At 62.9% G+C, this 22,320-nt stretch carries 16 protein-coding genes; 4 read left to right on the forward strand and 12 right to left on the reverse strand.

Annotated features, from left to right (window positions below):
* Window positions 1-126 precede the first annotated feature (126 nt).
* From V2I08_RS08665 to V2I08_RS08675, 3 genes are all read right to left on the reverse strand, one after another.
* Complete coding sequence (locus V2I08_RS08665) at window positions 127-1,935, reverse strand: DUF885 family protein (protein WP_349634730.1); 1,809 nt, start codon at window positions 1,933-1,935, stop codon at window positions 127-129.
* 128 nt (window positions 1,936-2,063) lie between these two features.
* Window positions 2,064-2,921 (reverse strand): glutathione-dependent disulfide-bond oxidoreductase, encoded by an 858-nt coding sequence (gene yghU / locus V2I08_RS08670; protein ID WP_349634731.1) that lies wholly within the window; start codon window positions 2,919-2,921, stop codon window positions 2,064-2,066.
* Between the two features lie 90 nt (window positions 2,922-3,011).
* Window positions 3,012-3,446, reverse strand: coding sequence for a universal stress protein (locus V2I08_RS08675; RefSeq protein WP_349634732.1), 435 nt, complete (start codon window positions 3,444-3,446; stop codon window positions 3,012-3,014).
* Window positions 3,447-3,832: 386 nt separating this feature from the next.
* On the opposite strand from V2I08_RS08675, the gene groES reads away from it, so the two are divergent.
* From groES to V2I08_RS08695, 4 genes are all read left to right on the forward strand, one after another.
* Window positions 3,833-4,120, forward strand: coding sequence for a co-chaperone GroES (groES, locus tag V2I08_RS08680; protein WP_007704439.1), 288 nt, complete (start codon window positions 3,833-3,835; stop codon window positions 4,118-4,120).
* Window positions 4,121-4,200: 80 nt separating this feature from the next.
* The gene (gene groL, locus V2I08_RS08685) at window positions 4,201-5,850 is read left to right on the forward strand and encodes a chaperonin GroEL (RefSeq protein ID WP_037476035.1); all 1,650 of its coding nucleotides are present in this window, start codon (window positions 4,201-4,203) and stop codon (window positions 5,848-5,850) included.
* A gap of 204 nt (window positions 5,851-6,054) precedes the next feature.
* Window positions 6,055-7,857, forward strand: coding sequence for an SLC13 family permease (locus tag V2I08_RS08690; protein ID WP_349634811.1), 1,803 nt, complete (start codon window positions 6,055-6,057; stop codon window positions 7,855-7,857).
* 16 nt (window positions 7,858-7,873) lie between these two features.
* Entirely contained in the window at window positions 7,874-9,427 is a 1,554-nt protein-coding gene (locus V2I08_RS08695) for a DUF389 domain-containing protein (RefSeq protein ID WP_349634733.1), read from the forward strand.
* Window positions 9,428-9,431: 4 nt separating this feature from the next.
* On the opposite strand, the gene V2I08_RS08700 is transcribed toward V2I08_RS08695, so the two are convergent.
* The 9 genes from V2I08_RS08700 to V2I08_RS08740 all read right to left on the reverse strand — a co-directional run bounded on the left by V2I08_RS08700 (window position 9,432) and on the right by V2I08_RS08740 (window position 22,218).
* Window positions 9,432-10,874: a TolC family protein gene (locus V2I08_RS08700; protein ID WP_349634734.1), complete on the reverse strand. Its 1,443-nt coding sequence runs from the start codon at window positions 10,872-10,874 to the stop codon at window positions 9,432-9,434.
* The gene (locus V2I08_RS08705) at window positions 10,864-11,928 is read right to left on the reverse strand and encodes an HlyD family efflux transporter periplasmic adaptor subunit (RefSeq protein ID WP_349634735.1); all 1,065 of its coding nucleotides are present in this window, start codon (window positions 11,926-11,928) and stop codon (window positions 10,864-10,866) included. The genes V2I08_RS08700 and V2I08_RS08705 overlap by 11 nt, the downstream gene beginning before the upstream one ends.
* Window positions 11,912-13,648: an ABC transporter ATP-binding protein gene (locus V2I08_RS08710; protein ID WP_349634736.1), complete on the reverse strand. Its 1,737-nt coding sequence runs from the start codon at window positions 13,646-13,648 to the stop codon at window positions 11,912-11,914. The genes V2I08_RS08705 and V2I08_RS08710 overlap by 17 nt, the downstream gene beginning before the upstream one ends.
* A gap of 269 nt (window positions 13,649-13,917) precedes the next feature.
* Entirely contained in the window at window positions 13,918-14,793 is an 876-nt protein-coding gene (locus V2I08_RS08715; protein WP_349634737.1) for a hydrogen peroxide-inducible genes activator, read from the reverse strand.
* A 146-nt stretch (window positions 14,794-14,939) separates the two neighbouring features.
* Entirely contained in the window at window positions 14,940-16,355 is a 1,416-nt protein-coding gene (locus tag V2I08_RS08720) for an efflux transporter outer membrane subunit (protein WP_349634738.1), read from the reverse strand.
* 11 nt (window positions 16,356-16,366) lie between these two features.
* Window positions 16,367-19,555 carry a multidrug efflux RND transporter permease subunit gene (locus V2I08_RS08725; RefSeq protein ID WP_349634739.1) on the reverse strand — a complete coding sequence of 1,063 codons (3,189 nt, stop codon included), beginning with the start codon at window positions 19,553-19,555 and terminating at the stop codon, window positions 16,367-16,369.
* A gap of 24 nt (window positions 19,556-19,579) precedes the next feature.
* Window positions 19,580-20,851, reverse strand: a complete 1,272-nt coding sequence (locus V2I08_RS08730) for an efflux RND transporter periplasmic adaptor subunit (protein WP_349634740.1) — start codon at window positions 20,849-20,851, stop codon at window positions 19,580-19,582.
* Window positions 20,848-21,126, reverse strand: coding sequence for a hypothetical protein (locus V2I08_RS08735; RefSeq protein ID WP_349634741.1), 279 nt, complete (start codon window positions 21,124-21,126; stop codon window positions 20,848-20,850). Before V2I08_RS08735 ends, V2I08_RS08730 begins: the two co-directional genes overlap by 4 nt.
* A gap of 483 nt (window positions 21,127-21,609) precedes the next feature.
* A complete protein-coding gene (locus tag V2I08_RS08740) occupies window positions 21,610-22,218 on the reverse strand; it encodes a TetR/AcrR family transcriptional regulator (RefSeq protein ID WP_349634742.1) in 609 nt (202 codons plus the stop codon).
* Window positions 22,219-22,320 lie beyond the last annotated feature (102 nt).

Genomic DNA, 22,320 nt, shown 5'->3' on the forward strand with positions numbered 1-22,320 from the left:
CCATTGTGATGCCAGTGGATTGCTTCGCTGCGCTCGCAATGACGAAGAGAAGGAATCTTAAGCTATCGCACTCTAGCTTAAATCCACTGCCATCCCCGCCGTCGCGGGGATGACGATAAAAACGGATTAGACACCGCCCATCTTCGCCCGTGCGGCGACGCGCTTCTCCAGCATCGACAGCGGCATCGCGCCTTCCTCAAGAATGGCGTGGAACTGCTTGATATCAAAGCGCTCGCCCATCGCCGCCTGCGCCGCCGCGCGCGCCTTGGTCCATACGCCATGGCCGACCTTATAGCTGGTCGCCTGTCCCGGCTGGGTGCAATAACGCTCCACCTCGCGCTGGCAGCGGGCAGGGGTAAAGCCCGTCTTTTCCACCATATAGGCGGTCGCCTGCTCGCGGCTCCACCGCTTGGCATGGATGCCCGTATCGACCACCAGTCGCGCCGCGCGGAACAGGAAGGATTGCAGATACCCCGCCCGGTCGAGCGGCGTGGCATAGCCCTTCAACTCGTCGGACAGTTGCTCGGCATAGAGCGCCCAGCCTTCGCTATAGGCGCTCATGAACGCCGTCTTGCGCAGCATCGGAATGTCGCCTGCGGTCTGTGCGGTCGAAATCTGCAGATGATGCCCCGGCACGCCCTCATGATAGTTGAGCGCAGGCAGCGTATATTTGGGCCAATCACCAATCGCCTTCAGGTTGATGAAGAAGATGGCAGGCCGCGACCCGTCGAGCGCCGCGCGATTATAATAGCCGTTCGATGCGCCATCCTGAATCTCGACCGGCACCGCGCGGATTTCCAGCGGCGTGTCGGGAATGGTGGCGAACGCCTGCGGCAATTTCGCCTGCATCAGCTTGGCTTCGGCGTTGAGCGCGGCGATCAGGTCGCTGCGGCCTTGCGCCGTATCGGGATAGAGCTGCGACGGCTCGGCATTGAGCGCGGCCAGCCGTTCGCCGATCGTGCCCTTGCTATAGCCTGCCGCTTTGAGAATCGTATCGAGTTGCCCGCTGATTTCCGCGACCTGCTCCACGCCCATCGCATGGATTTCGTCGGCGCTCATATCGGTCGTGGTCGCGCTCTTGAGCGCGGCGGCATAGATTTCGTCGCCGCGCGGCGCGCGCCATATGCCATCGCCCGCTACCGTGCCGCCCTTGAGCGCCTCGATCGCTGCGATCTGCTCATCGAGCGCGGGATAGATGGCCTTCTCGACAACGGCTGTCGCCTGCCCCTGCCAATCGCCCGCCACATTTTTGGCCGCAGCGCGCTTGACCAGCGATTCCACGATCGAACTGGCCGCGGCGGGCTGATCGCGCAGCTTGCGCATCTGCGCCAGCGTCAGGTCGAGCGACCAGCCGGGCGCAAGATAGCCGCGCGCCGCCTCGTCCCGCTGGACCGCCGTGTCAGTTCGCAGGTTGCGGGCGAAAGCATTGAGCCGGGCGATATAGGCATCCGCATCGGCTACATTGTTGATGGTATGCGCCGTATTCAGAAAATCCGGGGTGGAGAAGTAACTGCCGCCCTGCTGGAAGATGCGATAGGGGCGCACCGCGCTATTGAGGCCAAAGGTCGCAGGCGCGACCGTCTGCTGCCCCAACGAATAGAGAACCACCTCCAGATTGAGCCGCTGCGGGTCCGACAGGCTGGCCGACTGGAAGCCCTCCAGCTCCTTGATCGCCGCCTGCGTCATCGTCAGCCGCTTCATCATCGCCGACTTGCTATTGTCGTCCAACTGGCTCTTCGCCCCGGCGCGCGCGCCCTTGTCCAGGCCAAGGCTCGTGACCATGCCGGGCGACATATCGAGCTGCTTCTCGAAAATGGCGGCGAAGGCGGCCGATAGCCGCGCATCGTCATTGCCCGCCATCTGCGCCAGCGCGCGCGGGGCGGAGGCGGCGAGGGCAATGGCCCCGGCGGAGGAGAGAAAGAGGCGGCGATCCATGGCGATGACTCCCTTATGTCTTGCCCGCCTGTCTTACCCCGCTCCGCCGCCTCGTCCAGCCCCTTGTAACAATGTTGCGCGCGCGCAACATCTTCGGTCGTGCCGCGCGACGCCGCTCAGCCTTCGCTCTACAGCTTGTCCTGCGTCCGGGTCGCAAAGTCGCTCGCGTCGTGGCGTTCGTGCAATTGCTCTTCCAACGGGCCATTTGCCTTGTTGACCATCCGCCCGCGCTTCACCGCCGGGCGCGCGTCAATCTGCTGCGCCCAACGCACGACATGCTTATAGCTCGCAACGTCCAGAAATTCCGCCGCCTCATAGGCGCGGCCCAGCACCAACCCACCATACCAGGGCCAGATGGCGATGTCGGCGATGCTATACTCGTCGCCCGCCATATAGGCACTGTCCGCCAGATGCCGGTCCAGCACGTCCAACTGCCGCTTCACTTCCATCGTGTAGCGGTTGATCGGATATTCGTATTTTTCCGGCGCATAGGCATAGAAATGCCCAAAGCCGCCACCGAGCAGCGGCCCGGCCCCCATCTGCCAGAACAACCAGCTCAGCGCCGCGGTGCGTTTGGCCGGATCGGTCGGCAGGAAAGCACCGAATTTCTCGGCGAGGTACAGCAGGATCGCACCCGATTCGAATACCCGCTGCGGCGGCGACACGCTATGGTCCATCAGCGCGGGGATCTTGCTATTGGGATTGACCGCCACAAAGCCGCTCGAAAACTGGTCGCCATCGCCGATCTTGATCAGCCAGGCATCATAATCGGCATCCCTGAAACCCGCCTCCAGCAACTCTTCCAGAAGAATCGTCACCTTCTGCCCATTGGGCGTGGCGAGCGAATAGAGCTGGAGCTTATGCTGGCCCACCGGCAACGCCTTGTCGTGGGTCGCGCCAGCGATCGGCCGGTTGATATTGGCGAACGCCCCGCCATTGTCCTTGTCCCAGGTCCAGACGCGGGGCGGGGTATAGCTGTCGGTCATGCGGGGCTGGCTCCAGGATCGTGAAAGGATGGGCCGAACGTAAGTGGCGACCCCACCCCCTGCAACCGACAGCCGCCGGGCTTGTCGGGATTATTCCGCTGATGCCCGCACCACGAGAACGCTGACCGGGCTTTGATGCACGATCGCGCTGGCATTGGACCCCAGCAGTTTCGAGGAGAAAGACGGCTCATGCGACCCGATCACGATCAGCGTCGCGCCCGTCCGCTCGGCCGCGCTGATCACTTCGTCGCGCACCCGGCCGCGCCGCGTATCGAAATGGACCTGCCCCTCGGCAAGGCCACCCTCGGTCGCCCATTGCCGCATCAGCGCCAGCGCCTCGGCCTCTTCCTTGATGTCGAGATCGCGCCCTAAAAGCTCGGAATAGCGCGTGGGCATATGATAGCGGACATAGAGCATATGGACGGTCGTTTCGGGACCGCAAACAGCCGCCGCCGCATCGATCGCGGCGCGCGCGTGCAGGACATCGTTGATATCAACGGCAACGACAATCTTCGAATAGGCCATGGTGCATCCTCTTATTATGGTTCTTCTCGACCAACGGCCGGGCGAGGCAGGGGATGCAGCGTTCATGAAAAATTACGGTCGCGACATGAAACAGCCGACCATGGCAATAGTTAGTCCGTTCGCCGCATGCGCGTGGCGCTCAGGTCGCTGACAGCCATAACCAAGAAGCCGGTGCAAGGTTGCCCGCCCTCATCAAATTTTTCTGCAAAAGCGTCTTGACGGAAAAAAGCACCATTCCATATTCACGGCGCTAGCACTCTCCTTCAACGAGTGCTAACAGCGACGCAGTTCAAGGGGAGACGGACAAGGCGATTGCGGTTTTGCGGGGAAATCATCCCCGGATCGCGCGCCGGACCCATCCCAAATAGAAGGGAAAGGCAATCAACATGGCATTTCGTCCATTGCACGACCGTGTTCTCGTCCGCCGCATCGAAGCGGAAGCGAAGACCGCCGGTGGGATCATCATCCCCGACACCGCCAAGGAAAAGCCGCAGGAAGGCGAGATCGTCTCCGTCGGCACCGGCTCCAAGGCTGAAGATGGCAAGGTCACCCCGCTCGACGTCAAGGCTGGCGACCGCGTGCTGTTCGGCAAATGGTCGGGCACCGAGGTCAAGGTCGACGGCGAAGACCTGCTGATCATGAAGGAATCGGACATTCTGGGCGTCGTCGCCTGATTGTCGGTTCGCGATTTTCATGCCCAGCAACGGTGTGAACTTCGCCATTTTGCAATTTCTCGATAGAAGGTATTAAGACCATGGCAGCGAAAGACGTAAAGTTTTCCCGCGACGCTCGTGAGCGCATTCTGCGCGGTGTCGACATCCTGGCCGACGCGGTCAAGGTGACGTTGGGCCCCAAGGGCCGTAACGTCGTGATCGACAAGAGCTTCGGCGCCCCCCGTATCACCAAGGACGGCGTCAGCGTCGCCAAGGAAATCGAACTCAAGGACAAGTTCGAAAATATGGGCGCGCAGATGGTGCGCGAAGTCGCATCGAAGACCAACGACATTGCTGGCGACGGCACGACCACTGCGACCGTCCTGGCGCAGGCGATCGTCCGTGAAGGCATGAAGTCGGTTGCCGCCGGCATGAACCCGATGGACCTCAAGCGCGGCATTGACCTCGCGGTCATCAAGGTTGTCGAAGACCTCAAGGCCCGTTCCAAGCCCGTCGCCGGGACCAAGGAAATTGCCCAGGTCGGCATCATCTCGGCCAATGGCGACACCGTGGTTGGCGAAAAGATCGCCGAAGCCATGGAGCGCGTCGGCAAGGAAGGCGTGATCACGGTTGAAGAAGCCAAGGGTCTCGAATTCGAGCTGGACGTTGTCGAAGGCATGCAGTTCGACCGTGGCTATCTGTCGCCCTATTTCGTGACGAACCCGGAAAAGATGGCTGTAGAGCTGGCTGATCCGTACATTCTGATCCACGAAAAGAAGCTCAGCAACCTGCAGTCGATCCTGCCGATCCTTGAAGCGGTCGTTCAGTCGGGTCGTCCCCTGCTGATCATCGCCGAAGACATCGAAGGCGAAGCGCTGGCGACCCTGGTCGTCAACAAGCTGCGTGGCGGCCTCAAGGTCGCGGCCGTCAAGGCTCCTGGCTTTGGCGATCGTCGCAAGGCGATGCTGGAAGATATCGCTGTCCTGACCAAGGGCGAAGTGATTTCGGAAGACCTGGGCATCAAGCTTGAGAACGTCACGCTGGCGATGCTCGGCACCGCCAAGCGCGTCACCATCGACAAGGACAACACCGTCATCGTCGATGGCGCTGGCGACCATGACTCGATCAAGGGCCGTACCGAGCAGATCCGTCAGCAGATCGAGAACACCACCTCGGACTATGACAAGGAAAAGCTGCAGGAACGTCTGGCCAAGCTCGCTGGCGGCGTTGCCGTCATCAAGGTTGGCGGCGCTTCGGAAGTCGAAGTCAAGGAACGCAAGGACCGCGTCGACGACGCCCTGCACGCCACCCGTGCAGCCGTTGAAGAAGGCATCGTCCCCGGCGGCGGCACCGCACTCCTCTATGCCACCAAGGCTTTGGCCGGCATGAAGGGCGCGAACGACGACCAGACCCGTGGTATCGACATCATCCGCAAGGCGATCGAAGCGCCGCTGCGCCAGATCGCCCAGAATGCGGGCGTTGATGGTGCCGTGGTTGCCGGCAACCTGCTGCGCGAAAATGACGAAACCCGTGGCTTCAACGCTTCGACCGACGTCTACGAAAACCTCGTCGACGCTGGCGTCATTGATCCGACCAAGGTCGTTCGTGCGGCTCTGCAGGACGCAGCTTCGGTTGCTGGCCTGCTGATCACCACCGAAGCGGCGATCTCGGAAATGCCTGCTGACGACAAGTCGCCCATGGGCGGCATGCCCGGCGGCGGCATGGGCGGCATGGGTGGCATGGACTTCTAAGTCCATCCTTCTCAACGACAAAGAAGAGGCCGGTGGAGCGATCCACCGGCCTTTTTCTGTCGGCCACCTGCACCAAATTCATCCGGCGCTGGTTCCTTAATGACTTGAAGTCGTTATGCTGCCGACACAGGCATTTGGGTTAGATCGACAGGGGCATTATGAACGACCGGATGGTAAGGCTTTGATGCGCGGTTTCCTGTGCTGATGGAGGGAGGAACGCTCTTTGCCCGCTGGCCCGAAGCGGGGCCGGTGGCAGGCCTCATTCTGGTCGTACTGCTGTTCCTGGCCTTTGCGATGGAGCGGTTTCCGCCTGTCGTGATCGCCGTCATCGGGGCCATCCTCATGCTGGTGACCGGCATGTTGACCCCGGCTGACCTGCTGACGGTCTTCGCCAATCCCGCGCCCATCACGATCGCGGCCTTCTTCATTCTCTCCGGTGCCCTCATCCGCACTGGCGCGATCGAGGCCCTGGCCAGCCTGATGATCATGCGGGCCAAGGAACGGCCAAAGCGCACGGTGGCGGAATTGCTCGGCACCGCCATGCTGGCGCCCGCCTTCGTCAACAATACGCCCGTGGTGATGGTGCTGATCCCGCTGGTAAAGCGACTGGCGCGCACGGTCGGAATCGCGGCGACGCGCCTGCTCATTCCGCTCTCCTACCTTGCCATTCTCAGCGGCACTTTGACCCTGGTCGGCACGTCCACGAACCTGCTGGTCGATGGCGTCGCGCAGGAAAATGGGCAGGCGGCTTTCGGCATATTCGAAATTACCTCGGTCGGGCTGGTGGCGCTGCTCACTGGCGGCGCGACTCTGCTCATTCTAGGGCCTCTGCTGCTACCCAACCGGCCGGATAACGAACTCGACGTCGATAGCGATCGGCTCTACATTACCGAACTCTGCCCCAAGATAAAGGACGATGGTGCCCGACTGGGCGACATCAAGGCGTTGCGTCGTGGTTCCGTGCGCATATTGGGCATTGCCCGCGGGTCGCAGATACTGCGCAACATCAGCAATGACGATATCATCCTGCCATCTGACCGGGTCATTGTCGCAACGAGCGCGCATGAATTGGATGCGTTGGCCCGGTCGCATGACTTCGTCGTCGGTCTTCAGAATGTCGGCAGGCCGATCCGGCTGGCGGCGGACGAACGCGACAGTACGGTCGGGCTGATCGGTATTACCCTCGCCCCCACCCATCCCGCTATCGGCCGGAAATTGAGGGAAATTCCCTTTCTGTCCAACCTGGGCGTCCGCATATTGGGGCTTAGTCGTCCCCGCCATGTCGCCGGGCCGGACCTCCCCAATGTGCGACTGCGCGCAGGCGACAGCTTGTTGGTCGCCGCCGACGATCAGGCGGCCATCGCATTGCGGGAGAATATGAATTTCTTCGCGGAGGATACCAGCAGCGTCAGGCCCTATCGCCGTCGCCGCGCGCCGATCGCTGCACTGACACTGGCGATGGTCATTCTCGGCGCGGCCTTCAACATCATGCCGGTGTTCGCGCTGGCGCTGATCGGCGTTGCGATCGTGCTGGCGACCCGCTGCATGGACGCGGAGGAAGCCTGGTCGGCGATAGATGGCAATGTCATCGTGTTGATCTTCGCCATGCTTGCCATCGGCCTGGCCCTCGAAAAATCCGGCAGTGTGGCATTGATCGTCTCCACTCTGTCGCCATGGATGGCGGCGCTCCCGCCGCTGGCGTTGATCATCGCCATCTATGCCGCGACATCGGTGCTGACCGAAACCGTCACCAACAATGCCGTCGCCGTCATCATGACGCCGATCGCCATCGGCATAGCGGGGCAGAATGGCGTCGATCCACGACCACTTATCGTGGCCGTAATGTTCGCCGCATCAGCCAGTTTTGCCACGCCGATCGGGTATCAGACCAACACGATGGTTTATGCAGCGGCGGATTATCGGTTCAGTGATTTTGTGAAGATCGGCCTGCCCATGAACATCATCGTCGGCCTGGTGACCTGTTTTGCCATCTATTGGATGATGTGAAGGGACTATCCATAGCATGACCCCGCCTTCTGCTGATCATCCCTATCCCGCCCGCTGGGACCATATTCCCTTTTATCGCTGGTGGCGCAAATCCGTGGTCGGATCTGTCGATCAGGAAAAGGTCGTCGCCCGCATCGTGGAGGAAAGCGGCTGTACGCCACGCTATCTGTTCATGACGATGATGTCGGCGGGCATTGCGGTGCTGGGGCTGCTGCTGTCATCACCTGCCGTCGTGATCGGCGCGATGCTGATATCGCCGCTGATGAACCCGATTCTGGGCTTGGGCTTCAGTCTTGCGCTATTCGACTTTGCCGAACTGCGCCGCTCGCTCTCGGCGCTGGCGATCGGGGCAGCCGCCGCGCTGCTATTCACCGCCTTCATCGTCTTGGTGTCGCCGCTAAAAGCACCCACGGCCGAGATATTGGCGCGCACCCGGCCCAATCTGTTCGATCTGCTGGTTGCTCTCTTCGCCGCGCTGGCTGGCACCTTCGCCATCATTCGCGGGCGCGGCGAAACGATCGTGGGCGTCGCCATCGCTACGGCCTTGATGCCGCCGCTGGCCGTCGTCGGCTTTGGCCTTGCAACCTGGAATATGCCGATTCTGGGCGGCGCGCTCGCCCTGTTCGTCACCAACTTTGTGACCATCGCCTTGTCGGCGATGGTGATGGCGCGCTATTATGGTTTCGGCCATTATCTGTCGAGCCAGCAAAGCTGGACCCAGACCGTGCTGCTTACGCTAGTCTTCGTCGTGATGGCCGTGCCGCTGGCAATATCCTTGAGCCGGATCGCGGGCGAGGCGGTCGCCGTCAACCAAATCCGTTCCTTCCTGTCCGATCGCTATGGCGCAGAGTCGCGGATTACCCAGCTTGATGTGAATTTCGACCGGACACCGCTGACGGTACGCACCGTCGTCATCGCACCGCGATCCCGCGCGGAGAGCAACGCCATGCTTCAAACCGACCTTAGTGACCGGCTGGGCCGTCCCGTGGCGTTGCGGGTGGATCAGGTCCTGCTCGATCCGGGCGCAGGATCGGTCGAGGCGCAACGGGCGGAATTGCAGCAGGCTAATGAGGCGCTAGCCAATGATCGCGGCCGAGCGAACCGGGTTGCAGGGCTGGTCGCGCTGGCGGCCGGGGTCGCGCCAGATGCTGTGACGATCGACCGCGATCATCAGCGGGTGACGGCAACCGCCGCCGTCTTGCCGGGCGCTGACCTCACAACCTATGGCGCGTTGGAACAACGCGCTGCCCAGTCCGTGGAGGACTGGGAAGTGGCGATCATCCCTCCGCTTACGCCACTGCCGGTCATCGCCTTTGCCGACAATGTGGATGCTCTGGACGCGCAAGCGCAGCAGGCGGTGCTGCTGTCCGCCTGGGCGGCGAAACGCTGGAACAGTCCGCAACTGTCCGTGCCCGGCTTGCCCACCGAGGCTCTCGAACGGCCATCCTTGCCCCAGCGCCGGGCGCTAGCGATCGCCGCGCTGCTCAAGGAACAAGGCATCACCGCCATCGCCGCACCGGCGTCAGGTCAGACTTTCCGATTGCAGATAGCAGCGACGATGGGCCGCTGACCGTTCACAGCCCCAAGGCGTCGGTGTCGGCGCTGGCCGCAGCCAGGTCGGCATGGGCGATCAACTGGCGATAGGCGGCATCCAGCTTCCGCAACGCCGCATCGGCCGCCGACTCCTCGCGAATATTGACCAGAAAAAAATCGCTCGCGCCCATTTCGAACCGGCGGCGTTCGGCCTGTGCCATGTCCTGCGCCCGCGCTTGCTCGTCGCCCGCCAGCGTCAGCAACCGCTGCGTTGCATCGACCGCGACGCCGATCGTGTCGATTTCCGCGACAATCTGTTCCCGCAGGCCTTGGCCACGCAGCATCGCCGCCTCGATCTCCGCCTGGGTTTGCATTATGCGGCCCTGCGCTGCGCGACGCTGCAGCGGCAGGGTAAAGGTCAGCCCGATGCGCGTCTCGGTGCCCTCGCGCGACCGGCCGCCTTCGCCGATCGGCCCGATGTCGCGTGACGCTTCGGCGTTGAGGTCGAGGCGCGGCAACAGCGCATTCTGGTCCAGCGCGAGCCGGTCGCGCGCCACCTGCATCCGCACGTCGATGGTACGCAGGTCCGGTCGCATCGACAGCGCGGATTTGGGATCGATCGGCAGGGGGAGGGGGGCGGGCAAGTCCGATGGCAATTGCGCGGGCGAAGGGATGACCGGCCGCCCATCGGCGTCACGCCAATATAGCGAGAGTGTGTTGGCGGCACTGGCGAGCGCCTGTTCCGCCTCCACCACCAATGTCTGTCGACGCAGGATATTCTGCTGATTTTCCGTCAGAATGATGCGCGGGCGCAGTCCCAGCGTGACCTGTCGTTCCAGGCCCTTTTGCCGGTCCTGCGCCAAGTTCAGCAGGTTGCGGACAATCTCCAGCCGTTCTCCCGCAACCACCCATTGATTATAGGCATCGAGTGCCCGGCGCTGCACGCCAATGGCAATGAACAGACGATCGGCATCGGCCAGCGCAATGTCAGCTTCGGCCTGGGTGCGGTTAAATCGACGGTCGTCGATGGCGCGGTCCCGCAGCAGCGCCAGCACGACGCCCGCCTTTATCTCGCCAAACTGGTTGGTATAATTTTTGTCCTCATAAATGGGGAAGCGCCCATCGGATAGGCGATAGCCGCCATAGACATTGCCGCCCCATTGTTCGAGCGGGCGCGTCAGCTTCGTTTCCGCATAGCGATTGTCATAATAGCCGGTTAGCCGGGTGTCGGCTGCAGCGGAAAAAACCGTGTCGAATGCGCCTTCGGCCGACAGGCGCTTGCCTTCCGCGCCGCGCACCCGTGCAAGCGCTTCGAGCACCTGGGGGGCATGCTGCCTGGAAGAGGCCAGCACATCGGCCAGTTGCAACGGGCCGGATAGGGGCGCGACAGGTGCGCGCGTCGGCAAGGGGGCGATGTCCTGCGCGAGCGCAGGGCCGACCGTCGCCATGAGCGCGACAAGGATGAGCAGGCGCTTACTTGGCATCGGCATTGCTATCGGTCGGATTTGTCGCCGATGCGTCGGGGACATTGCCGGGTCGCTGGAATTGCAACGGGAAGTCGTTGAGTTGCCGCCACAGTTCAAAGCCGACGCTGACCGTATCCATCAATACCCAACCGCGTACCTTGGCACCCAGCCGGACATAGGGTTCCTGCGGCCATGGCGGGCGATCCGCAGCTGGTTCGACCAATATGCGGAACAGGCCATTGGCCGATGCCGATACGTCGATGGCGCGTACCTTGCCGTCGAACATGCCCTGCGCGACGGAGGGCCAGCCACTGAACTGGATGGCGGGCCAACCTTCAAATTCCAGCCTGACGCGCCGACCTGGATGGATCAGCGGAACGTCGCGGCCATCGACATACAACTCGACAACACGCTGCGATTCTTCCGGCGCAAAGGTCGCGACAATGTCGCCGGGGCGGACCATGGTCGCATTGTCGCCGCCCTGAATCCGCAGCACGCGACCATCGCGGGGCGCGCGGATCATCTGGACCGATTGGCGATTGAGGCTGACATCGACGCGCGTGCGCTCCGCCTTGGCCTGCGCGACCTTCGCGGCATAATCACTGACCTTGATCTGCGCCAGTTCATAGTCACGGCGTGGTGCCAGACCTTCGCGATACAATGTTTCCATGCGTGACACGTCGAGCTGCGCAACGCGCATGGCTTGCTGTGCTGCGACGATTTCGACATCGGCTTGCGCCCTTTCGGCGCGCAGGCGGTCGAGCAGATTGGGATCATTGTCGCTGATCCGCGCGATCGGATCGCCGCGCTTCACCAGGCTGCCGTCGGTGACATACCATTGTTCGATCCGGCCGGGGACGAGCGCGGTAATATTCTGCACCCGGTCGCGCGGATCGAGCGCAATGACGGCACCCGTGCCCGGTGCGGTCTGCACCCATGGCACGAAGATCATGAACAGGATGCAGCCAATAATGGTGGCCGTCAGCATCCAGGCTAGCACGCGGGTCAGCCGGGGCGGGCGAATGCTCGCCAGGGTCTTGAAATGCGAGAGGTGATTAGCGCGGAAGGGCATCGCCAGCCTCCTTGCCAGCACCAGCGCGCAGGGCATCCAGGCTTTCCCTGTCGGGCACCAGACGTTGCTCCTTGCGCCCCAGCCACAGCCAGCCATCCAAGGTGATGTCATGCGGTCGGCTGGAAAAATAGAGGATGGTCACGGGTTTGCCCTTCAACATTTCGAAGGCAGCCTGAAGATGTTCGACCGGCACCATGTCGTACAGCGCCGACAGGACCAGGATGCGCGGCTGGGCAAGCAGGGCGCTCGCCAGTTTCAACTGCATGATTTCGACCAGCGCCAGGGGCCAGCCGGTAGAAGACAGGCGCGTGTCCATGCCATCGGGCAACGCGGCAATTCGTGCGTCGAGCCCCACCACCTGCAGGACATCCATCATCGTCGCGGAATCATCCTCGGCGCGCGACAGGGACAGATAATCGCGTATCGAACTTTCCACGATGGTCGATCGGTTGAGAACGATAACGTCGCTGCGTAGCTGGTACATATCAAGCGAGGTGATATCCGTGCCGCCCAGCGTGATGATGCCACTTGTCGGCCTGATATGCCGTTTCAGAAGCGTAGCAAGCACGCGGTCCATATCCGGTTCGGCGGCACCCATCAGGCGACTGCCCCCAGGAATGACGATGTCGATCTCGGCTTCGTCCCGACCGATCGGCGCGCGGACGGAATGGAGCACAAGGGCGCCATGGGCTGGCCTGGACGCGCCCGGCTTGAGTTCGGGGACTTGCTCCTGTGGAATGGAGAGAAGCAGGGAAAGTTCTTCCGCCCCGGCGACCAGATCATAAAAGCTGTCGAGATAGGGGCCTAGCTGAGCCGCACCATAGAAGATGCTCGACAGGATAAGTTCGGCCGCGACCAACTGGCCGATCGACAATTGTCCCTGAATGACCAGCCAGCCACCAAGCGCCAGCAGGCCGGCGCTGGCGACGGCATAGAGGATCAGCAGCGAGATGCTCTGTGGAAAAGCATAACGGAAATGCGACCTGTGCGCCTCTACATAAGCGGCCGTTGCCTCCTCCGATCGGTCCATGGCGAAATGGAGATGGCGGCTCGATTTATAATAGCCGTTCGAACCGCCGACGCTTTCCAGCCAGTGCGCGGCTTCATATTTGCGATAGCTCAGTGCCACCGCCGTCCGCATCGCGCCCCGATACCATAAGCGCCAAATCAGCCAGACGACGAAGATGAAGCCGACGTTGAACGCCAGAAAGAAGGGGTGATAGAAAGCGGTCACAACAAAGCCCACGCTGGCTTGGAGGATGATGGAAAATCCTCCGATCAGCAGGGAAGGGATCGCTTTCTGGACGGTCATCAACTCGAAAAAACGGTTGAACAGGTCGCCGCGTCGTTCGTCCTGAAAGAAAGGGTTTTGCGCATAAACAGCGCGCAGAGTGATGTCCGCGACCAGCCGGGCGAAAAACCGGCGGCGGAACATTTCCATCAAATGCATGCGGAAGGCGCCCAGCAGCGCCGATATCAGCAACAACCCCATCAGGATTGCCGCCAGCGTAAAGAGCGGGGCGGGCAGCGCCGTGTTCGCAACCGAGTTAATCAGCATCTGCACGGAGATCGGGGTAGCCAGCGACAGAAGGCCGATCCCGATCCCATAAACAAGCGTAAGCCGGATGAACGCCTTGTCAGGCCCTATGATCGGCCCCGCCCAGGCAAAGAAGTCGCGCAATCGCACATCGACCGGAGCCGCCATATTCGAATGTCCCACCGCGTAACATTATTACCCAAAAAGCCGGATGACATTTAATGGCGCGTCTCGCAAGCATGGCGCAGCAAGCTATCCCTGGTAATCCACCATGGATGGCTTTGCTCCGCTCCTAGGGACGTCCGATTTTATGTTATCCTGCTCTGGCACCATTATTTGGCGTCACCAAATCATCATGCCAGATGCTTAAACGCGCAATAGCGGCCACTGCTCATTGGATCAAATCGCTAATGACGAAAATAACGATAGGAATATCCTATTGAAATATCGGTTCATGATCCAGCAACACTTATCACCATGTCCGCCAGTCTTTGGTAAATAGCGGCCCGCCCGGCACTGCGCCGCCACACCAGGCCAACTTCCCGCTCAATAATCTGTGATGCCATTGGCCGGATCGTGACATCATCATGATCGCGTATCTCTGAGCGTATATAGAGGGCAGGCAGCAACGCGATACCCATGCCCATACCGGCCATTTGCCGGACAGCGTCCAGACTGGTTCCCTCATAGTCGCGCAGCACCGGCGCACCGACCGCCTTGCCCAGCGCCTGTATCTGGTCGCTTAGCCGATAATGCGGCGACAATGTCAGCAGTCCCCTCCCGGCAAGCATCTCAGGCTGTACGCATCGCTGTCCGGCAAGCGGATCATCCTGCGCCATGACCAGCAGCAACGGCTCGCGAAACAACGACATGACGAAATATTGATCGCCAATCACGGGCAATTGGGTGAGCACCACATCGTGCAGGCCCGAAGCAAGGTCACGCAGCAGATCGTGCGGTAACCCCTCCCTTATGTGCAGGCGCAGTTCGGGATGGTCGCGATGCAGGCGCGCGACCACCTGCGGCAAAAGATAGGGGCCAAGCGTGGGAGAGGCACCGAGCCTGATGGTGCCGATCATGGCATCTCCGTCGGATCGGGCAAGATCGCTCAGCGCGCTCACGTCGGCCAATATGGCATGGGCGTGGCGGAGTATCTCCCGCCCCATGGGTGTCAGCATAGTAGCACCGGCTCCGCGCTCCACCAGCGACTGCCCCAATTGCGCTTCGAGCAACTGAATCTGCGCCGATAGAGAGGGCTGCGATACGCCCGCCCGTTCCGCCGCCCGTCGAAAATTGCCGGCGGCAGCCAACTCACTGAAATAGTGCAACTGGCGAAGGGTGATGGCCGGTATCGGAATCAGGCTGACTTTCTGGAGGCTGAGATACAGACGCTGAAATTAACGCCGTCATGGATATAATCCACACTCCTTTTTAATTAGCCGACCGTGTTCCTACCCCTGCGCCCTGCAAATGACTAGCTGCCGCCACCGTGCTGCCAGCCGCCACCCAATGCGCGGAACAGATCGACCTGCGCAAAGGCCACTGCGCGACTGGCAGAGGCGCTGTCGGCCTCTGCCGCTGCCAATGTGCGTTGCGCATCCAGCACAGTCAGGAAATCAATCTGGCCCTCCCGCTGGCGCGCAAGGCTGATGCGCGCGGCACGATCGGCGGCATCGCGGGCCGCTTGCAACGTATCGCGGCGTTCCATCGCATGGGCATAGATGGACAGGGCCGTTTCGGTCTCCTCCAGCGCGCGCAGCACCGTGCCGTCGAAGGTCGCCAGCGTCGCGGCGCTGTCGGCGCGGGCGGCGCCGATGCGGGCGCGGATCGCTTCCTGATTGGGGAAGGCCCAGTTGATGAGCGGCCCCAGCACCCAGCGGAGCGGACCGCCGCCCAATATGTCGCCGCCGCCGATCGCGGTCGTGCCGATCGCGCCGCCCAGCGAAATGCGCGGATAGAGGTCCGCCGTCGCCACGCCGATCCGTGCCGTGTCGGCAGCGAGGCGGCGTTCGGCGGCGCGGACATCGGGCCGCCGGGCGAGGAGCGCGCGCCCGTCGCCCACCGGGATAGGCCGCGTCAGGGTCGGCGTAGTGACGCTGGCGCGGATATCGGCGGGCAAGTCTTGCGGTGTGCGCCCCGTCAGCGTTGCGAGTCGGAACAGGGCGGCATCCCGGTCGGCGGCGAGGCTTGGCACCAGCGCCTTTTGCTGGTCGCGCAAGGCGGTCACGCGGATTACGTCGAGCCGATCCGATCGACCCGCATCGAAGCGCGCGCCGGTGATGCGGATCGATCGATCGAGCAGGTCGACGGTACGCTGCGCCACGGCCAGCCGCTCGGCCGAAGAGGTGGCGTCGACATAGGCGCGGACCGTATCGGCGACCACCGCCACGCGGACGGCATCGGTATCGGCCTCGGCCGCGCCGAGATCGCCGCGTGCCGCCTCGACAGAACGCTTCACCCGGCCGAACAGATCGACCTCATAGCCGACGCTGAACCCCGCATCGACGGTGCGATTCTCCCGATCGAGGCCGGGCAAGCTTTGCGCCGCTGCCGTGCGGCCATAGGTGACCGTGCCGTCGAGGCCAGTCGAGGGCAGCCGATCCGATCGCGCGCCGCGCAGGGTGGCGCGCGCCCGCTCCAGCCGCGCCACCGCGACGCGGATGTCGGTGTTGGCGCGCAGCGCGTCGCCCACCAGCCGGTCGAGCAGCGGGTCGTCATAGAGCCGCCACCAATCGCCCTGCGCCTCCGCCGCGCTGACGGCGGGGGTTGCCGTGCCGATGAAGGGCGCGGCGGCGGTGGGGGGCGTGACTGGCGGCCGATAGTCGGGGCCAGCGGCGCAGGCCGTGAGGGCAGTAGCTGCCAACAGGGCAGCGAACAGGGATTTGGTCATGGCGTGGGTTCCTATTCGGCCGGTTGCAGCGCGGGGGCCTGGCCGCTCCGCCCGCGACGGGTGAAGCGGTCGCCAAGCGCGCGGCAGACGACATAGAAAGTGGGGGTGAAGAGCAAACCGAAGGCCGTGACCCCGGCCATGCCGAAGAAGACCGCCGTGCCCAAGGCCTGGCGCAGCTCGGCACCGGCCCCTTGCGCGATCACCAAAGGCACCGCGCCCAGGATGAAGGCGAAGCTGGTCATCAGGATCGGCCGCAGCCGAGTGCGTGCGGCCTGCACCGCCGCCTCGACGGGCGAGAGGCCCTGCTGTTCCTCGGCCTGCTTGGCGAACTCGACCACCAGAATGGCGTTCTTGGCCGCCAGCGCGATCAGCACGACCAGGCCGATTTGGGTCAGGATATTATTGTCCATCCCCCGCAGGTTGACGCCCAGCATCGCGGCCAACAGGCACATCGGCACGATCAGGATGATCGCCAGCGGTAGCGTCAGGCTTTCATATTGCGCCGCAAGCACCAGGAAGACGAAGAAGACCGCCATCCCGAACACCAGGCCCGCCGTATTGCCCGCCGTCGCCTGCTGATAGGCGATGCCGGTCCATTCCTGCGCGTATCCAGCAGGCAGCGCCGTTTCACCCAGCTTTTCGATCGTGCTGAGCGACTGGCCGGACGAATAGCCCGGTGCCGTGTCGCCATCGACCTCCACCGCAGGCAGCAGATTATAGCGGACGACGCGATAGGGGCCAGTCTTGTCCTGGAAGGTCGACAGGGAACCGAGGGGCACCATCGCGCCCGAATTGGACCGGGTCTTGAGGTTGGCGATGTCCGCCGTCGATCCGCGAAACGCCTGATCCGCCTGTGCCGTGACGCGATAGGTGCGGCCCAGCAGGTTGAAGTCGTTGACGAAAGCCGAACCCAGATAGACCTGCATCGCTTCGAACACGCGCTCCGGTGGGACGCCCAGCAGGTCGGCCTTGCGCCGGTCCACATCGGCGAAGATGCGTGGGGTGGCGACGTCGAACAGGGTATAGACTTGGGCGAGGCCGGGGGTCGTATTGGCCTTGCCGATATAATCGGTGGCGACCTTGTTCAGCGCGTCATAGCCGCGCCCTTCGCGATCCTCGATCATCGTGCGATAGCCACCGGCTGACCCGATGCCCTGGATGACGGGTGGTGGCACGAGAATGATGCGCGCCTCGTCATAACCGTCGATGGCCTTGCCCGCCTGTTCCATAATCCCGGCATAGGTTGCCCCAACCGCCTTGCGTTCAGCAAAGCTGGTGAAGGGGAAGTAGATCGCCGCCGAATTGGGCGCGGCCGTCTGCGAAGGACCATGGAAGCCAGCGAACATCACCGCGCCACGCAGGCCCTTGATCGGCAGGATCTTCTCTGCGACCTCGCGCGTCACCTTGTCGGTGCGTTCGAGCGATGCGCCGGGCGGAAGCTGGACCACGGCCAGAAAATAGCCCTGATCCTGCGCTGGAATGAAGCCGCCGGGGGTGACCCAGAACAGCGCGATGGTTGCGGCGATCAGGCCCGCATAGGTGAGCAGCATCTTCTTGGGCCGGGCGACCAGGAAACGGGTAAGGCTGGCATAGCGATCGCTCATCCGTTCAAAGCCGCGATTGAAGGCATCGGCAGCCTTTTGCAGCCATCGCTTCCAGCGCGGGGCGTCCGCTGCTGGCGCGTCATGCCCATGTTTGGGCTTCAACAGCAAGGCGGCGGCGGCGGGAGAGAGGGTGAGCGAGAGCAGCAGCGAGATCACCGTCGCGGTCGAGATGGTGACGGCGAATTGCTGATAGAAAGCGCCCGAAATGCCGGTGATGAACAGCGTCGGCACGAACACCGCGCACAGCACCATAACGATCGCCACGAGTGCGCCCGCCACTTCGTCCATCGAGAAGCGCGCCGCCTCCAGCGGAGACATGCCTTCCTCGATATTGCGTTCGACATTTTCGACCACGACGATGGCGTCATCGACGACGATGCCGATCGCCAGCACCAGGCCGAAGAGCGAGAGATTGTTGAGCGAATAGCCGACCGCCGCCAGCATCGTCGCGGTGCCGATCAGCGAGACCGGGATGGCGATGATCGGGATGACCGCCGCGCGCCAGTTCTGGAGGAAGATGAGGATGACGAGGACGACCAGGATCACCGCCTCGAACAGCGTGTCATAGACAGCATCGATCGACTGGCTGATGAATTCGGTCGGGTTGTAGATGACGCTATATTCCAGCCCCTTGGGAAAGCGCTGGGACAGGCTGTCCATTTCCGCTTTCACCTTCTCTGCCGCGTCGAGCGCGTTGGAGCCGGGGCGCTGCATGACCGCGATGACGACCGTGGGCTTGCCGGACAGATAGGTGTTGATGCCATAATCCTGCGCGCCCAGTTCGACACGGGCGACGTCAGCGACGCGGACCTGATGGCCATCGGCGTCCGTGCGGATGACGATATTGGCAAATTGCTGGGGTTCGTTCAGGCGGCCCTGCATCTCGACGCCAAGCTGGAAGGCTTCACCGCTATCATAGGGCGGCTGGCCGATTGCCCCCGCCGACACCTGCACATTTTGCGCGCGCAGGGCGGCGACGATCTCGCCGGCCGTCAGGTTGAGCGCGGCGGCGCGACCGGGGTCGATCCACACCCGCATCGCATAGTCGCGTGCGCCGAACAGTTGCACGTCGCCCACGCCGTCGAGCCGCGCGAGGCGATCACGCACTTGCGTCAGAGCATAGTTGGAGAGGTAATTGCGGTCGAGCGACCCGTCGGGCGACTGGAGATTAACGACCATCAGGAAATCGGGCGATGTCTTGCGGGTCACGACGCCCAGGCGCTGTACCTCTTCGGGCAGGCGCGGGACGGCGACCGCGACGCGGTTCTGCACCAGCACCTGCGCGGCATCCAGGTCGGTGCCGATCTTGAAGGTGACGGTGATCGTCACTCTGCCATCGCCGGTCGACTGGCTGCTGACATAAAGCATGTCGTCGACGCCGTTGATTTCCTGTTCGATCGGCGCGGCGATGGTCTGGGCCACCGTCTCGGCCGATGCGCCGGGATATTGCGCGCTGACCGTCACGGTCGGCGGCACGATGTCGGGATATTGCGCGACGGGCAGCCCGATGAAGGCGAGCGCGCCGACCACCGTGATGATCACGGCGATCACGGCCGCAAAGATCGGCCGGTCGATGAAGAAGCGGGAGAAACGCATGGGCGTTATCCTTGGGAAATGGGTTTAGCGCGCAAAGGTCGCCTGGGCGGCGGCGGGTGCGGCGGCCGGATCGACGGGCGTCACCGGCGTCGGCTGCGGCTTGATGGGTGCGGCGCGCACCGCGACCTTGGTGCCGGGCATCGCCGCCTGGACATTGCCGACGATGACGCGGTCCTGCGGCGTCAGGCCGGACCGGATGATCCGCAGGCCATCCACGACGGGGCCGAGTTCGACCGGCTTGGCGGAGACGCTGTCGTCCTTGCCTACGACCAGCACCGTCTTGCGCGCCTGGTCGGACTGGATCGCGGCGTCGGGCACCAGCAAGGCGCGGGCCGTGCCACCGCTGGCGAGGCGCATATTGCCGAACAGGCCGGGGGCGAGGAACATGCCCGGATTGGCAAAGGTCGCGCGCACCCGGATCGTGCCCGAACGCGGGTCGAGGCCGTTGTCGGTGAAGTCCAGCTTGCCCTTCCACTTATAGTCGGTTTCATCCTGCAAGCGGACTTCGACGGCGGTTGCGCCCTCGCCATCCGCCCGGTCACGCTGCGCCTTAAGGAACAAAGCCTCGGACGCATCGAAGGTGAAATAGATCGGATCGAGCGCATTGATCGTGGTCAGCAATGTCGCGCTGGCGCCGTCGCCGCCTGCCACCAGATTGCCGATATCGATGCGGCGGTCGGACACGCGGCCGCCGATCGGGGCGCGGACCTGCGTAAATTCCATGTCGAGCGACCGCTGGCGCGCGCGCGCCTCGGCAGCGGCCAGCGCAGCCTTGGCGGATTGCAGCCGGGCGCGCAGGGCATCGACTTCGCTTGCGGAAATGGCTTCGTCGCCGGTCAGCCGCTGGACGCGGGCATAATCCGAACGGGCAAGCGCCAAGGTGCTGCGGGCGGCGACGACATTGGCTTGTGCTTCGGCCAGCGCGGCGCGGAACGGGCGTTGATCGATCGTGAAGAGCAATTGGCCCTTGCGCACAATGTCGCCGTCGCGGAAGTGCAGCGCGGTGACTGCGCCCGATACGCGCGGACGAATTTCGACCGTCTGGCTGGGGGCGAAGCGACCGACATATTCGTCCCACTGCGTCACTTCGCGCGCGAGCGGCGTGGAGATGCCGACGGTGGCGATCGGCGTGGCCGCGGCCTGCGCATTAGGCTGGTCCAGCCATTTCCAGGCGGCACCGGCGACGAGGACCAGCGCAATGGCAGCCATTGCACCGCCGCGCCGGGACAGGCCTCGACGCTTGGATGGCGGAACTGCATGAGCTGTGTCGGCATGGATGGGGGCAAGCATGTTCATGGGCGAACCTTTCGTCCACGGGCGCTGCGGCCCGCGCTGATGGTGGCGAGCAGCAGTTCGAGCTGGTCGGAAGTAAAACCCGCCTCTTTCGCGTCGGCAAGGGCGGACGGGGTGACGGCGTAGCCGCGATGCCACGCTTCGACCGACAGGCGGCGCAACGCTTCGAGCCGCTCATTGGCCAGGACCGGGCTTGGACTAGGGCCGAAAATAATGGCGCGCCACCGATCCCAGCGACCGGGGTGGCGCAAGGTGGAGAGCCGATCGGATTGGGCCATGGTCACCACTTGCCATTCCAAGGAGGTGAGCGCGGCAAATAGGCCCGCCGTGTCAATCGACGACGGACATGCGGATAGGGGCGCCCCAGCCAAAGGCTGGGCGAAATCTACGAAAGCCATTTTTTAGGTCCTCCCTGGACGGCTCTAGTGAAAAAAGAGCGCAACCAATCGTCCCGGCCGGGCACGCATTTGTCCGGCGGATACGTATGGGGGCAAAGCCCTGCATATCAGTGCAGCGCTGTGAAACAGGAATGTCGATGGGGGAATGCAGCGCCCTATTGGGCTACCGCACTATGACGGTCAGGGACCGCCTCTAATTATGGGACAGCGCATATTCACCTCTCTGAAGCCAGTCGGCTCAGTGGTTCATTTCATACTTATCGGTATATAATGAAATGTTGCGCTGCGTCAATCGGAATTACATACCGATTGGTAATTATTTATAGCCGGTGAACGAACCTTGCTCTCGCGATGCGGACCGCTTTAGCGGCCTGGCCACATAGCAAGGGTGGTTTGCACCAGCTTTTCGAGTGTGTCGCGCGATGCGCCGCCTGACGCCTGAACCGCCATGCCTTGCATTACCGTCGACAGATAACAGGCCAAGGCATCTGGCTCGATGCCATCGGGCAGATCGCCTTCTTCCTGTGCCTGACAGAACCGCGCCAGCAGTGCCGCATTGGAGGAGGCGCGCCGCTTCAACACTTCATCGCGGATGCAGTCGGCTTCCGTCACCCCTGCGATGGTGCTCATGACGCCCAGGCAACCCTGTGGTTCGCTATCGCTACATTGTATGGCGAGGGAGCCACGCAATAATCGTTCGGCCACGCCGCGCGCCGTCGGCGCTTCCAGCGCGGTCTTAACGTAGCACAGCTTCTCGGTTTCGTAGAGGTCGAGCGCCTGCCGGAACAGGGCTTCCTTATTGCCGAAACAAGCATAAAGGCTGGGTCGGGTGATCCCCATCGCCTCGGTCAATTCAGAGATCGATGCCCCTTCATAGCCGCGCCGCCAGAAGACCTGCAGCGCAGCGGCCAAAGCCTGCGCCGGGTCAAACTCGCGCGGGCGACCGCGAGAAGTGGTTGCAACTTGTTCCATACCGATCGGTATATAGTAGGACGATCCGCAAAGGTCCATAGCGGCAGGGAGTGATCTGGAAGCAGGCGCGCTCTTCCTCCTTATGTCGGAAGGCCAGCCTCG

Source organism: Sphingobium sp. MK2 (genome assembly GCF_040170545.1).
GTDB lineage: Bacteria > Pseudomonadota > Alphaproteobacteria > Sphingomonadales > Sphingomonadaceae > Sphingobium.